The 13,166-nt window shown below is 48.7% G+C and carries 12 protein-coding genes; 1 reads left to right on the forward strand and 11 read right to left on the reverse strand.

The genetic code is table 11. The features are described 5' to 3' along the window. Positions 1–16: 16 nt before the first annotated feature. Genes MHB80_RS20965 through MHB80_RS20985 form a run of 5 tightly spaced genes read right to left on the reverse strand, consistent with a single transcriptional unit; the run spans position 17 to position 5,862 of the window. Positions 17–2,791 carry an AMP-binding protein gene (locus MHB80_RS20965; protein WP_341278791.1) on the reverse strand — a complete coding sequence of 925 codons (2,775 nt, stop codon included), beginning with the start codon at positions 2,789–2,791 and terminating at the stop codon, positions 17–19. Continuing rightward, on the reverse strand, positions 2,769–3,593 hold the full coding sequence (locus tag MHB80_RS20970; RefSeq protein WP_341278792.1) for a hypothetical protein: 825 nt from the start codon (positions 3,591–3,593) through the stop codon (positions 2,769–2,771). The genes MHB80_RS20965 and MHB80_RS20970 overlap by 23 nt, the downstream gene beginning before the upstream one ends. A gap of 3 nt (positions 3,594–3,596) precedes the next feature. Beyond that, positions 3,597–4,766, reverse strand: coding sequence for a beta-ketoacyl-[acyl-carrier-protein] synthase family protein (locus tag MHB80_RS20975; RefSeq protein ID WP_341278793.1), 1,170 nt, complete (start codon positions 4,764–4,766; stop codon positions 3,597–3,599). 14 nt (positions 4,767–4,780) lie between these two features. Further along, a complete protein-coding gene (locus tag MHB80_RS20980; protein ID WP_341278794.1) occupies positions 4,781–5,056 on the reverse strand; it encodes a hypothetical protein in 276 nt (91 codons plus the stop codon). Then, positions 5,053–5,862, reverse strand: a complete 810-nt coding sequence (locus MHB80_RS20985) for an acyl carrier protein (RefSeq protein WP_341278795.1) — start codon at positions 5,860–5,862, stop codon at positions 5,053–5,055. The genes MHB80_RS20980 and MHB80_RS20985 overlap by 4 nt, the downstream gene beginning before the upstream one ends. 145 nt (positions 5,863–6,007) lie before the next feature. On the opposite strand from MHB80_RS20985, the gene MHB80_RS20990 reads away from it, so the two are divergent. Continuing rightward, the gene (locus MHB80_RS20990; RefSeq protein ID WP_341278796.1) at positions 6,008–7,285 is read left to right on the forward strand and encodes an MFS transporter; all 1,278 of its coding nucleotides are present in this window, start codon (positions 6,008–6,010) and stop codon (positions 7,283–7,285) included. 286 nt (positions 7,286–7,571) lie between these two features. Here the strand turns inward: MHB80_RS20990 and MHB80_RS20995 are convergent, their stop codons facing one another. The 6 genes from MHB80_RS20995 to MHB80_RS21020 form a co-directional block, all read right to left on the reverse strand. Continuing rightward, positions 7,572–8,432, reverse strand: coding sequence for a 5'-3' exonuclease H3TH domain-containing protein (locus MHB80_RS20995; protein ID WP_341278797.1), 861 nt, complete (start codon positions 8,430–8,432; stop codon positions 7,572–7,574). A gap of 75 nt (positions 8,433–8,507) precedes the next feature. Then, the gene (locus tag MHB80_RS21000) at positions 8,508–9,743 is read right to left on the reverse strand and encodes an aminotransferase class I/II-fold pyridoxal phosphate-dependent enzyme (protein ID WP_341278798.1); all 1,236 of its coding nucleotides are present in this window, start codon (positions 9,741–9,743) and stop codon (positions 8,508–8,510) included. 7 nt (positions 9,744–9,750) lie between these two features. Next, the gene (locus MHB80_RS21005) at positions 9,751–10,134 is read right to left on the reverse strand and encodes an arsenate reductase family protein (RefSeq protein WP_341278799.1); all 384 of its coding nucleotides are present in this window, start codon (positions 10,132–10,134) and stop codon (positions 9,751–9,753) included. Positions 10,135–10,164: 30 nt separating this feature from the next. After that, a complete protein-coding gene (locus tag MHB80_RS21010) occupies positions 10,165–11,136 on the reverse strand; it encodes an RluA family pseudouridine synthase (protein WP_341283043.1) in 972 nt (323 codons plus the stop codon). 17 nt (positions 11,137–11,153) lie between these two features. Beyond that, positions 11,154–11,726, reverse strand: a complete 573-nt coding sequence (locus tag MHB80_RS21015; RefSeq protein WP_341278800.1) for a cob(I)yrinic acid a,c-diamide adenosyltransferase — start codon at positions 11,724–11,726, stop codon at positions 11,154–11,156. A 213-nt stretch (positions 11,727–11,939) separates the two neighbouring features. Continuing rightward, the gene (locus MHB80_RS21020) at positions 11,940–13,157 is read right to left on the reverse strand and encodes an aminotransferase class I/II-fold pyridoxal phosphate-dependent enzyme (protein ID WP_341278801.1); all 1,218 of its coding nucleotides are present in this window, start codon (positions 13,155–13,157) and stop codon (positions 11,940–11,942) included. Positions 13,158–13,166: the final 9 nt, after the last annotated feature.

Here is a 13,166-nt window from a genome sequence, read left to right on the forward strand (position 1 = left end):
CTCTCACCCAGCTCCCCTAGCGCACGGCATTTTCCACTTGACGCTCAGACAATAATTGGACTTGATATTCCAATCTGTCGGTGTCGCCAAGCTCATGCTCTTCTGCGAGTAATTTCATGCATAGACGATGCACCATCGTACGAATAATGGCAGGGTTCTCTAAGAACTCTCCATATTGCTTCTCGAACTTAAACGGGAATGCCAAGAGCTCCCTCAGATTATCGTAGTTGTAATAGTCGTGTCCGGAATATCCCCATGCCTGGTATTTAATCCGAAGCATGCTCTCAAGCCTGAATTTGTCGAATGAAGACAATAGCTCATCATAAGATTTCGAGATGGTACGAGTATTAAATCCGGAAACAACCTCCGATGATAAGGAGTTCCACCATTTCATGCCGCCAAACGTGCTGTGAAGCAAGCTTTCGTTCCATTCAATGCCCAGATGCTTGCATATCAGCTCAAGAGTAGCCTCCGGCTTTACATGCAAATCCTCTAGCTTCACCAAATACGTCCGATCTGCCCAGCGTGCTGCTACAGGGATGCCGTGGAACAGCGCTTGCAGCTGAAAGCATAGGTTGTAGATACTCGCTTTGCCGGCATGCAATTGGTAGTTCAACGCAGATGCAAACGCTATAACGGGATTGCGAATCATATGAAATAATTTAGCATAGGGAAAAAGCTCAATAAGCTGCTCCGTCTCCGCGACACTCGTTGCGAAGTGAATGCCCCCTTCAATAATGACCGGAAGCTCCGAGGTGAAGTCATAGGCTCTTCCCAGCGCGCAGGATGCCGCAAGCTGTACGGCTTGGTAGAAAAAGGTTCTATCCATCAGATCAGACGTCTCCGTGATTTCCAAAAATTCCTTCTTAAATCGAATTCGTTCAATCGTGAAAATCTGATCTCTGCCTTCCCCTAAGGCGCACATCCCGTTCTGCTTCGGTTCTTCAAGAATGCAGCCCTCGTTGAATTCGTCAGGGAACGTCTGGAATATCGCCTCAACGATTTCCTCCTTGTCCATGCTCCCTTCACTCGGTTTGATCGTTGATTGCCACAGCTTAAAAATTTCCATACCGTTCAACATCGTTAAAATAATATTCGGATGACCGTCCAATAGACTTTTCATCAAATGCGTGCCGCTTCTGCCATAGCAATAAATACTGACCACTTTGTTTAATGAAGCCGCATAGTCTCTCTTCGTGAATGCAGCGCGCTCCATGAGGATGTGAATACGCGTAAGATCTTCCTCAATCCTCAGCCTAGTTTCACTAGAGACTGTAGAACGTTTCGCTCTCCTATAGAGATCACCCGCTTCCAGCAGACGGCCTTGTTTTTCGTATAAAGCTCCAAGCTCCAGCAGTAGGGATACCTTCTGAGGCTCCTGGTACAGCTGCTTTTGCAGCCGCTCCTCCTCATGCTTAAGCAAATGGGGGTTTATCCGAATCAACTTGCCCGTCGAAGTTCTTGGAAGCTTGCTTGTCCAAAAAAACCTTCTCGGCACTTTATAATCGGCCATCTGCTCTCGGCACCATTCCAGCAAGCTGGATTCCTGTAATGACTCCTGCAGCTCGACATGAGCTTCAATAATCTCGTTGTCCTCTGACAAACAGACCAGCGCATCTCGGATTTTGGGGTGATGCTTCAGCTTAAGCTCGATCTCCTGGAGGTTCACTTTAAGTCCGCCGATAATCTTAATACTGTCAGTTCGCCCAGCTAAATATAAAAGCTGCTCCTCGTTTATGGAGCCCGTATCCGATGTATTGAACCATCCCTCGCTCCATCTTTCGTTCACGATGCGAGGCAGATAGGGAGATTCCGGCAATGCCGCCAGCACTTCATTGTTCTTAATCCGCAAGCTTACTCCCGGCAGTAGGCGACCAACACTCTCCGGATTTTTGCCATCCCAGTCCATGGTTAGCACGCCAGTCTCGCTCGTCCCGTATTGCTGGCCGATCCTGACTCCAAATCTATCGTGAAAAGCTTGATACACCTCTAGAGAGAGCGCTTCCCCTGCGGAAATAGCATGCTTAAGCTCAGGGAGCGACTCCGTCCCGGGCACCTGTCCTAATAATTTATAGTGGAATGGCACGCCATACATCACCGAAATTTTTTCCTCCCGAAGTGTCTGAAGGATGGATTGGCTTTGGTGACTTCGCGGAAAATATAAGCAAGCCCCTGTGAATAACGTCAGCAGCAATCCATTAAGCAAACCAAATGTATGCGTAAGCGGAGACAAGGCCAACACACGATCATCGCGTGATAGTAAAGGTTCAGCTGTCAATTTATGCAAATCGCCAAGAATCGCTTCTGCTGTTCTACCGATTGCTTTCGGCTTGCCCGTAGAGCCTGATGTGAACAATTGAAGCACGTTTTCGGGCTCGCAGTCCTTACTATGCTGGAGCTTCACGATTTCGAAGGAAACTTCTTCAGTAAAGCTTGCTAGCGGATGACTCTGATCGGCTGAGCAAATATGATAGTGTGGACCATATTCCTGGAGCAGCGCCTCGGTTTCCGTCCGTTTCAAACGGCTGTCCAGCAGCATCGCCTGAGCCCCTTGCTTCCATATGGCAAATAATAAATAAACAAAGGTCAGGGAGCTTTTGACTTGCAGTGCAATGAGATCCCCTTCCTTAACGCCTGCTTCCGACAGCCGCAGCCGTCCACTTTCGATTTCCTCGAAAAGCTGTCCATACGTTACGGAAGAAGAAAATTTCATGGCCAATCGAGAGGGCTCTGCTGTGTTTGAAATCAACGCCTGATAGAATGCTTGCTTATTGACTGAGCTTAATAGCATGGCAGCCTCCTCCGAATTCATAATCGTAGATAATAACCGGGGTGGCTACTTCTCTTTTTTTCAATTGATCGACGGCTATAACCAAATCCACTAGCCCTTGATTGCCGGCAAACGGTCGTACAGGCAGCTCGGTACCTAAAGGCTCAGTCAAGCTTTCGACTGCTTCAATATAGATATAAGGCTCCTCGTCAGTATCTGAAAAAACATCTCCCTCGACGCTCTCTAGTAAGAGAGAGATGGCATGATCGCATGATCGCAAAGACGGCTCTGAAGGAGCAAGCTCCGCAAGCAGTTCGTCAGAGCGGCTGCTTTGCAGCTCCACACCAATGACCAGTACCTGCTCAACATCTGGTTGATCCATGTAGATAGCAGCTAGATCGAGCAAGGAGACAAGTCCATTCCCGAAGTGGCTGATCGCTGATATCATACCGGTAAAGCCAAATGGTTTGGAAGCGTAGCCAAGAATAGAATTAGGAACAGATTGATAGAACAATAAAGGATTATGGACTTTGCCTTGCAGCAAATTCTGACTTGCCCGATCTGCAGTAGCCGTATCGCCAAATGCACTGCCGAGTAGAATCGCCAGCTTCTGATGCGAGCGAATCATCCCCGAATCCACATGTTTTTTCAAAATCTGATACACCATGGGATTGAAGGCGGATTCAATAAATCCGGGGACGGGTTCTATGTCAATCGACCGGCTTGGTTCTTCCGCCGCTCTAAGCATATCCGAGTAATCAGCAAGACCTTCGATGGAATGCCCCCATGGACCTAAGCATTCAGTCGCTGTCACCTTCAGCATAAATTATCCCCCCTCCACCCATTTTTGTAGAACAATCGCCGTATTGTTGCCTCCGAAGGATGCATTTAAATTAATAATCTTGTTCAGTTGATTCTTCCTTGGAGAATTCGGTACATAGTCCAAGTCACAATGGGGATCCTGCTGTTCATAGCCCACTGTGGGCGGAATCGTATTGTGCTTCATCGCCAAGATAGAAAGAGCCGTCTCAACCGCTCCAGTGCCTTCCAGAATATGTCCCGTCATCGTCTTCGTCGATGAGATCGGTGTATCATAAGCCTTTGCACCAAATGCTTGCTTGATCGCCGCCGTTTCTGCACGGTCATTAAGAGGAGTCCCCGTTCCATGAGCATGAATATAATCTATTTCTTCCTTTTGAATAGAGGCTGCGGCCAATGCCCTCTCAATGGCAAGTGCCATGCCGGTTCCATCAGGGTGAGGCTGGCACACATGGAAGGCATCGCAGGATAACCCCCAGCCAAGTATTTCGGCCAAAATCGTAGCTCCGCGCTTCTGGGCATGCTCCAGACTTTCGAGCAGAAGCATAGCGCCGCCATCCCCGAGCAGCATGCCTGATCGATTGGACGAAAATGCCCTTACGCGACCGTCCGAAGCAAAGGTGCGGCCTGAATTAAACTTCGCAAACATCTCCTCCGTTACAAGAGAATATCCGCCGCAAAGTGCTGTTTCCGATTGTCCTCTATTAATAATCTCGTAAGCGACGCCTATTGCGTTGCTGGATGCAATACAAGCATTGTTTAAACTTATTTTTTTTCTGTGGCCCTTAACTCGGTACAGGTCAGCTAATACCTTCAAATGGTAGGATGGCAGAAATTCCGATATCGGTATAACTGATTGTTGACCGGAGGACTTCAACCTCCAGTACTGTTGAAGCGCATTGTAATCGCCTTGCAGGCCGAGTACGATGGACGATTCCGATAAATCATTTATGCCGGAGGAAGCAACGGCCTCCTCGGCCAAGCGTAACCCCAGTTCGAGCAGGCTTCCCTTGAAATCGGATTCGGCTGCGAAAGCAGACCGGAAAGGTGTGCTATCGAAGCGTGTAACCGGCCTAAAAAGATGCTCTCCCGCCAGTACGCTCCTCTTAACAGCTTCTTCTCCAAATCCGTTTGGAACCATTATACCGATTCCCGTTACCACTACCCGATTTCTCATCGCGCACCCCTTTCTCACATCATGTTTGTATGCCTCTCAATCATTACTCCCTTCTCCTGAATGAGCCGGTAAATGGATGTGATAGAGTCGAAGCGCTCGTAGTCCTCGTCTTCAAGCTGCAAACAGATTTGATTGCGATGCTCAAGCATATCGAGAAACCATATGAGGCATAAAGAGTCCATCATAATAAGTGAATCATCGTTCATCTCATCTGGCCTTGAGACGAACAACTGATTCTCTAGCAGTAGACTTTTGATTGCCTCCTTGCTAATCAGCGGACTCTCACTCATACAGCATTGACTCGCTCATGCAGAGTGCCAATCAGTTGTCCGACGGTATACCCGCCAATTTGAATGAGCTCGCTATCGGCTATAGTCAAGCCGAACTGCGTCTCTATTCTGGCAGCAAGCTCGATAATTTGAATAGAGTCCAGCTCAAGCCCGTTGTCCCCAAGTGGCATTGTCTCGTCAACCTCGCCTTGATTCATCTGTATATTCATCTGCCTGGTGATCATATTCATCACTTCATCGAACATTTGTTGTCTGTTCATCCTATCGTGGTCCCCTTCCTCATCCATAAATGGCTGGGTCGATTTGGTATTCATTCGGATCATATCTGGATTAAAATATTCAATGAGATGCACGCCGCTTTCCTGAAATGGAGGAAAAGTCATCTTATATTCCTTGAATGGAACCCGGCGATGCTCTTGAAATCGAAGGCGATATGGTTGATCAAATAAATCCACGGCCTCGGCTGTAAGCCGCCAGCCATACTGAACCATACTTCGAATATCACGAGTATGGCTTACTCTGAGCACATGACCGATTCCCTCCTTCTTACTCATAATCTGCTCCAGCAGCGTAGAGGGAACGTAGGCCGGATCAATTAAAACGATGTTCTGCGATACATAACGTTTATCCCTCTCCGTAATCAGGAACGACTCGCGCAAGATCTTCCCTCCGGATACATGAGATTGACTCGCAACAATAGGCCGCAGCCGATCCATCGTTATAACCTCGAGCAAATCCGTAGTACGGCTGTTTGAGGTCACAAGCATTTGCAAGATAATCCACTTCAATTGATTTTGGTCTTCCAAATTGTATTCACCTCCTTTCGTTACTCGTTAATAGCTGAAATCACATAATGTATCCACATTTTAAGGTTCTGTTGTAGGTGTGAGCGGTTCGTGGTATTTTTAATGCAAAGACGGAAAGATCAAAGATTAATAGGAGCGATCAAACATGGTGCAAAGAGTAAAACGATTTTTATCTGCGTCCGATTTTTTCGGCAACAAGTTTATTCGCGTCATTCTGATATCCAGTCTGTTTCTGCAAATTGGCGTCTGGATGCGTAACTTTGCCATTCTACTGTTCGTTATGGAAATGACGAATAACGATACCGTTGCCGTGTCACTGCTCTATGTGGCCGAATTTGCACCGATTCTCATCTTCTCTGTCATCGGCGGAACGTTTGCGGATCGTTGGAAACCTAAAAAAACCATGATTTACTGTGATTTGCTCAGTGCCCTATCGCTGCTGGCCATCCTGGCGGCCTTAATCGCAGGCTCATGGAAAGCAATATTCTTCACGACGCTGCTATCCGCGGTTCTATCGCAATTCTCGCAGCCCTCCGGAATGAAACTATTTAAGCAGCATGTGCCGGAGGAGCATATTCAGACAGGCATGGCGATGTACCAAACGTTGATTAGCATCTTTGTGGTCATAGGCCCGGTATTTGGAACTTTCGTTTATAGCGCATACGGCATTAACGTTTCCCTCGCATTAGTAGCCATCGCATTTGTTTTGTCGGCCATCACTTTAACCTTGCTGCCACCAGACAAGCAGGACAAAACCGGGAACAAAAGGGATTCCTTCTGGCTTGAATTACGCGGCGGCTTTACATATGTATTTCAAAATCCGGCACTTCGTTTGCTTGGCATCGCTTACGGCCTAGGAGGACTTGCGGTCGGTATCATTCAGCCGCTCGGCATTTTCATCGTCGTTGATCAGCTGCAATTGGATAAAGAATATTATCAGTGGTTTGCCAGTACCAATGTTGTAGCAACCATTGCTGGAGGTTTGCTCGTTGTAGGAATCTCGAAGCTTGTACCCTCTCAGAAAATTTTAGCCATCGGCAATCTCTTCAGCGCCTTCTCCGTGATCGGCATGGGATTTTCAACCCTTCTCTCCTTATCTCTGGCGATGCAGTTCATTCGCGGTTTTGTCCTCCCCTTCATACAAGTGGGAATTAACTCCATTGTCATGAAAACGACGGATGAAGCTTATGTCGGAAGAGTTAACGGAGCTTTTGGCCCGATCTTCATGGGCTCCATGGTACTCATGACCATGGTTTCCGGATGGCTTAGCACGTTCCTGCCATTAGCCTTCATGTACCTATGCTCAGGCATTGCGTTTATTGTCTCCACAGTTGTCATCTCTCTGATGTTTCGTTTGAAGCTTCAGATCAACCCAATTGCCGATATCGCTAGCAATAATCAACAAAAAACCCAATCCATGTAACGACTATACCGTTTCGGCCCATTCTAATGATATTATCTATATTTTACGGATTAACATTTATTAGATTGAGAGGATTCACCTTTTTTCAGCCTTTACCATTTTTTAATAATAGCTCTGTTCCCCTTTGATATTGGGCTGTTCACAGGTGTTTCCTTGCACAAATCAAACAGACCCATGCTCTACTGCATGTTCTGAACGGCTACATTCATGTTTAATGCGATCTATAAAAAACATAAAAAGGCTATCGAGATGTCCTCGATAGCCTTTAGCATTCGCTAGTTAGTCTTTAACCGATCATTTTTAATAAAGAGGTTAGCCTATATTTTTCAAATAAAATTTCTGCTGATTCCAAATTCACCTTCCATAAACACTCTTCGAGGGAGCATTCAATTGGAACCTCAATGTTAATTCTCGCAAGCGTTCTTGAAAGATGCAACATCTCTAAATCAGACTCGATTTTCGCTTTTACACTTTTCGGTAAATGGTTTAAATTACTTAATATACCGTCGATTGACTCGTATTCGCTCAGTAATTTAAGTGCGGTTTTTTCCCCTATTCCCTTTACTCCGGGGTAATTATCACTTGTATCCCCTGTAAGACCCTTCATCTCGATGACCTGAAAAGGATAAATACCTTTATCAGCTTTCAGAAAATCTAAATCATAAACAGCATAGTTGGATCTGCCCTTCTTCATGATGACTACATGAATGCGCTCAGATACCAACTGGAGCATGTCTTGATCCCCAGTGAGGATATATACGTGGCCTAACTGACTTAGCTTTTGAGACACGGTACCTATGCAATCATCCGCTTCATAGCCTTCAATACCGATATTCGGAATTTCAAGAGCTGCTACAATATCCTTAACCAAAGAAAACTGCGGTACTAAGTCTTCAGGAGCTTCTGGTCGGTTAGCTTTATAACCAGAGTAAAGGTCCGTTCGAAATGTCTTCCTTCCCATATCCCAGCAGCAAACCACATGGGTAGGTTGGAATTGGTTGATTGCGTCAAAAAGGTATTGTAAGAACCCATATATTGCGTTTGTTGGGGTCCCGTCTTCAATGCGCCTAGGACTATACGACTGAGCAAAGAATGCTCTAAAAAGAAGAGCCATTCCATCCACTATAAGAATCTTATTTTCATTCATAATAAAAAGCCCTTCCCTAGTTGAATACGACCTGTACATATTGTATCATAGAGCACTCTTATTAGAAGGGTTCTTCTATGTTATTGAACGTTGCTGCACACGTGCTTCGCCGCGAATAAAACGGCCAATGCGCTCCGCTGCCTCAAGCAGCCGCGCCTCATCAACCACAAGCGCCAGACGCACATAACCTTCACCCTCGCTGCCGAATGCTTCGCCTGGAATGACCGCTACGCCCGTCTGTTCGAGCAGTTCACGGGCAATCAGACGCGACGTCCAAGGCCCATCCGGATGCGTCCACTCCATAGCTGGCAGCGCTGCCCAAATAAACATCGTCGCTTTAGGCTTCTCCACCTGCCAGCCTCTCGCACCAAGAGCGTCGATGAAAACATCGCGGCGGCGCTCATACAGCTGCCCCACTTTAGGAGGAGCCGCCTTGGACATCGCTTCTTTCAACGCCGCAACGCCCGCCTCCTGCACGACGGCAAAGATGCCGTAATCAATATTTTCCTTTAGTTCGCGCAGCGCGCCAACCGCTTCCCGATTGCCTGTCACAAAGCCGATGCGGCAGCCAGCCATATTGAAGCTCTTCGATAAGGAATGAATTTCAATTGCGCGCTCCATCGCCCCACCAGCGGCAAGAATGCTGGGCGGCTCAAAGCCGTCAAACGCCATTTCAGAATAGGCGGCATCGTTTATAACGAGCACGTCATATTTACGAGCTTTGTCCAGCACCTTGTCAAATAGCGACATATCCGCTACAGCAGATACCGGATTCCCTGGATAGTTGAGCAAAATAAACCGGGCACGCCGCCACTCCTCTTCCGTGATGGCCTCCACATCAGGCAAGAATCCGCCCGCCGCCGTCAGCGGATAAAAAATCGGCTTTACACCGGCAATTGCAAGCGAGCCTGCATAAATCGGATAACCCGGATTCGGCAGCAGAACCTCGTCCTCCGCGTTGCAGATCGCCATCGCCAAATGAGCCAGTCCATCCTGCGAGCCCATTAAAGAAAGCATTTCCGCATCCGCATCTACCTGCACGCCAAAGCGAAATGCCATCCATTCCGCTGCCGTTTTGCGAAAAGCATCACTGCCCCTCGTGCCCATATAGCCATATTGATCTGGGCGAAGCGCAGCAGCGCCGAGAGCTTGCATGACGGCCTCTGAAGGCGGCTTGTCCGGACTGCCGATATCTAAATCAATCACATCCATGCCTGAAGCTCTAGCCTGCTTCTTCCACTGAATGACCTCGGCAAAAATAGAAGAGCCCAGCTCATCCAGCCGATTGGAACGCCACTTTCCTGTTGTCATCCTGCCCTCACCCATTCCATTCCTGTTCATATTGCTCTTCTTTAAAGCCAACCGTCGCTTTCGTGCCATCTGTCGCAATCGGGCGTTTAATCAGCATGCCATTTGAAGCCAGCAGAGCAAGCTGCTCCTCCTCGCTCATGGAAGCTAGCTTGTCCTTCAGCCCAAGCTCGCGATATACGTCTCCAGAGGTGTTAAAAAACTTCTTCAGCGCAAGTCCGCTGAGCTTGACCAGCTCTTTAAGCTGCTCAGCTGTAGGTGTCTCCTCCACAATATGCTTCAGCTCCAGCTGATTGCCTTTCGCCTGCAGTGATTTCACCGCATTGCGGCATGTTCCGCATTTGGGATATTGATAGACGGTTATCGTCCCCGCTTGCCATGTATTTGCACTCATAGTCGGTTCTCCTCCTTCCGGCTTGCATCCTTACTTTTGCTCCAGCAATTGCTCCAGCAGCTTGAGCTGCTCTGGCAGCTCGGCGCGCCACTCCATCCATTGACCCGTCATCGGGTGCGTCAGGCCCAGCATCTCCGCATGCAGAGCTTGCCTGCCAGCTGCTTCCTCCCACGCTGCGCATAGTTCCTCCGCTTCTGGCGGCAGTCCGTACATGGCATCGCCTATCAACGGGCAGCCGATATATTTCATATGCACGCGAATTTGGTGCGTGCGTCCTGTTTCCAGCCGCAGACGAACAAGGGATGCAGCGCCATCCCCATACTCCGCCGCAACCTCATAATGCGTGACCGAGGGATAGCCAGCCGGCGTCACAATCCGGACATGCGGCGAATCTGGATCACGGTTAATCGGCTCATTAATCGTACCTGCCTGCTCGGAAGGAACACCATATACGAAAGCCGCATAACGCTTCGTAATGGCATCTGCCTGGAGCTGGTCGGATAATTGCTGGTGAATATACGGGCTCTTCGCAACGACAACAAGCCCTGAGGTATCCTCATCCAAGCGATTTACCGGGCGGAAGCGCACCCTTTCGCCACGTTCCCGCCAATGATGCACAACGCCATTTGCCAGCGTCCCCGTGTAATGCCCATGCGTTGGATGCACGACAATGCCCGGCGGCTTATTGAGAATGAGCAAATGCTCATCCTCAAACACAATTTGGAGCGGGATTAGCTCCGGCAAAATATCTTCCGATATCTCTTTCTCCATCCGAATGCGAATGATATCCTCTTCCGCAACAGTCGCGGTCGTATAGACACGCTGCTCATTGACCGTAATGCCATGTTCCGTCAGCTTGACTCGCGACAGCAGGCTGCGCGATACGCCAAGCCTTCGCTCCACTATGGCGCGTACGGACTTCCCCGCATCCTCCGCCCTCACGACGACAATCAGCGGCTTATAATAATTAGCATCCATATCCATTATTCCATCGGTATTCATCAAATCGCCCGCATCCATTATTTTTTCCGTTTCCGGAACACTTCCTTGCTTCTAATATATTCGGTATCCGGAACGCCGAGCTTGGCGTTCGCTACACGCGCGGCTGCAAAAAAGAAATCCGAAAGGCGATTCAAATATTTCGTCACCTCTGGGTTAGCTGGATGATCCGCAGCCAGCGTCACGACACGGCGCTCGGCCCGGCGGCAAACGGTGCGACAAACATGCAGCAGTGACGACAGCGGACTTCCCCCAGGCAAAATAAACCGAGTAATTTCCGGCGCCTCCGTAATATATACATCAATAACCTGCTCCAGCCGCTCTGCCGGTTCCGGCGTCACTTTAAGCGGTGCTCCCGGCCTCGCATAAGCAAGGTCAGATCCGCAATCGAACAGCTCCTGCTGAATATCGACCAGCAGTGCTGCCATCTCTGCTAGCTGCTCATGCTGTGCAGCTTCTGCAGCCGCCTGCCCAACGAAGCAGTTCAGCTCATCAATCGTGCCATAGGCTTCTACCCGAATATCATCCTTGCGGACACGTCCGCCAATTAAGGCCGTTTCTCCACTATCTCCCGTACGCGTATATAATCTCATGGCTCAACCTTGCCCCTTTCATTACACTGCCGTCTGTTTTTAAAAAGCTACTATACACTATACCATAAACGGCCACTCCTGCCGAAGCATTCCCGGAGAATCTGCCCGTGTGCGGCACAAAAAAGCGGCATTCCAGCTCGAACTGGAACACCGCCTATCGTTCAAAAATTTCCATATAAAAAGCTTCAGAACGCTGCTCTTCGGATTTCCCGTTTATCCCTGCCTCAGCTTATGGACAAAGCCGCCAATGCGATCGAGCGCTTCAGCCAAGTTCGAAACAGAGGTTGCATAGGAACAGCGCAAATGCCCTTCGCCGCCAAGGCCAAACACATCGCCCGGAACAGCTGCTACGCCGCCTTCCTCAAGCAGGCGTTCGGCAAATTTTTCGGATGTAAGCCCCGTCGCCTTAACTGAAGGAAATGCATAAAACGCCCCCTCCGGCTCATGGCATTCCAGCCCGATATCACGGAAGCCCTTCACAACAAGGCGGCGACGCTGATTGTAAGCATCAACCATCCGGTCTTTCTCTTCCAAGCCTCTGGTCAACGCTTCTACACCAGCATATTGTGCCATTGCCGGAGCACACATGACCGTATATTGGTGAATTTTCAGCATCGCGGCAATGAGATCCGGATGTCCGCAAGCATAGCCAAGCCGCCAGCCCGTCATCGCAAATGCCTTCGAGAAGCCGCTGACGAGAATAGTACGATCCCGCATGCCCGGCATCGCCGAGAAGCTGCAATGCTTTGTTCCATAAGTAAGCTCGGCATAAATTTCATCTGAAATGACAATCAGATCATTATCCTCGACCACCTTGGCAATCGGGAGCCAATCCTCATAAGTCATAATGCCGCCAGTCGGATTGCTCGGGTAACATAAAATAAGCACCTTGGAGCGCGGCGTAATAACCGCTTCCAGCGACTCAGCCGTAAGCTTGAATTTGTCTTTGGCGAACGTCTCAATGCCAACGGGAACACCGCCGCCCAGCGCAGTTATAGGAGAATAGGAAATATAGCAAGGTTCAGGAATTAAAATTTCATCACCTGGCACAATGAGTGCCCGCAGCGCCAAATCAATGGCTTCACTGCCGCCAACAGTTACGAGAATTTCATTTGCCGGATCATACGGCGTCTGGAATTGGTCATTTAAATATTGGCCGATCGCTTCGCGCAGGGCAGGCAGGCCCGCATTGGACGTATACTGCGTCTTGCCTCGTTCCAGCGAATAAACTGCCGCTTCACGAACATGCCATGGCGTAATAAAATCCGGCTCGCCAACGCCAAGAGTAATAACATCTTTACGTGTATTAACCAAATCAAAAAAACGGCGAATACCCGATGGTTTAATATTTTGGACAGAAGGGGTCAAATAGTCGGTCATCGCTTGACGCTTCACCTTCGTCCGTACCAGCTCTTCCTCTTCTTTAATCATCACATTCAC

The sequence above is a fragment of the Paenibacillus sp. FSL H8-0537 genome (genome assembly GCF_038051995.1).
Lineage (GTDB): Bacteria > Bacillota > Bacilli > Paenibacillales > Paenibacillaceae > Pristimantibacillus.

Coding starts and splice junctions, on each gene's coding strand:
- MHB80_RS21020 (WP_341278801.1), bottom strand. CDS start 13,157: ATGATTAAAGAAGAGGAAGAGCTGGTACGGACGAAGGTGAAGCGTCAA.
- MHB80_RS20965 (WP_341278791.1), bottom strand. CDS start 2,791: ATGCTATTAAGCTCAGTCAATAAGCAAGCATTCTATCAGGCGTTGATT.
- MHB80_RS20975 (WP_341278793.1), bottom strand. CDS start 4,766: ATGAGAAATCGGGTAGTGGTAACGGGAATCGGTATAATGGTTCCAAAC.
- MHB80_RS20980 (WP_341278794.1), bottom strand. CDS start 5,056: ATGAGTGAGAGTCCGCTGATTAGCAAGGAGGCAATCAAAAGTCTACTG.
- MHB80_RS21010 (WP_341283043.1), bottom strand. CDS start 11,136: ATGAATACCGATGGAATAATGGATATGGATGCTAATTATTATAAGCCG.
- MHB80_RS21005 (WP_341278799.1), bottom strand. CDS start 10,134: ATGAGTGCAAATACATGGCAAGCGGGGACGATAACCGTCTATCAATAT.
- MHB80_RS20995 (WP_341278797.1), bottom strand. CDS start 8,432: ATGAATGAAAATAAGATTCTTATAGTGGATGGAATGGCTCTTCTTTTT.
- MHB80_RS20970 (WP_341278792.1), bottom strand. CDS start 3,593: ATGCTGAAGGTGACAGCGACTGAATGCTTAGGTCCATGGGGGCATTCC.
- MHB80_RS21015 (WP_341278800.1), bottom strand. CDS start 11,726: ATGAGATTATATACGCGTACGGGAGATAGTGGAGAAACGGCCTTAATT.
- MHB80_RS20990 (WP_341278796.1), top strand. CDS start 6,008: ATGGTGCAAAGAGTAAAACGATTTTTATCTGCGTCCGATTTTTTCGGC.
- MHB80_RS21000 (WP_341278798.1), bottom strand. CDS start 9,743: ATGACAACAGGAAAGTGGCGTTCCAATCGGCTGGATGAGCTGGGCTCT.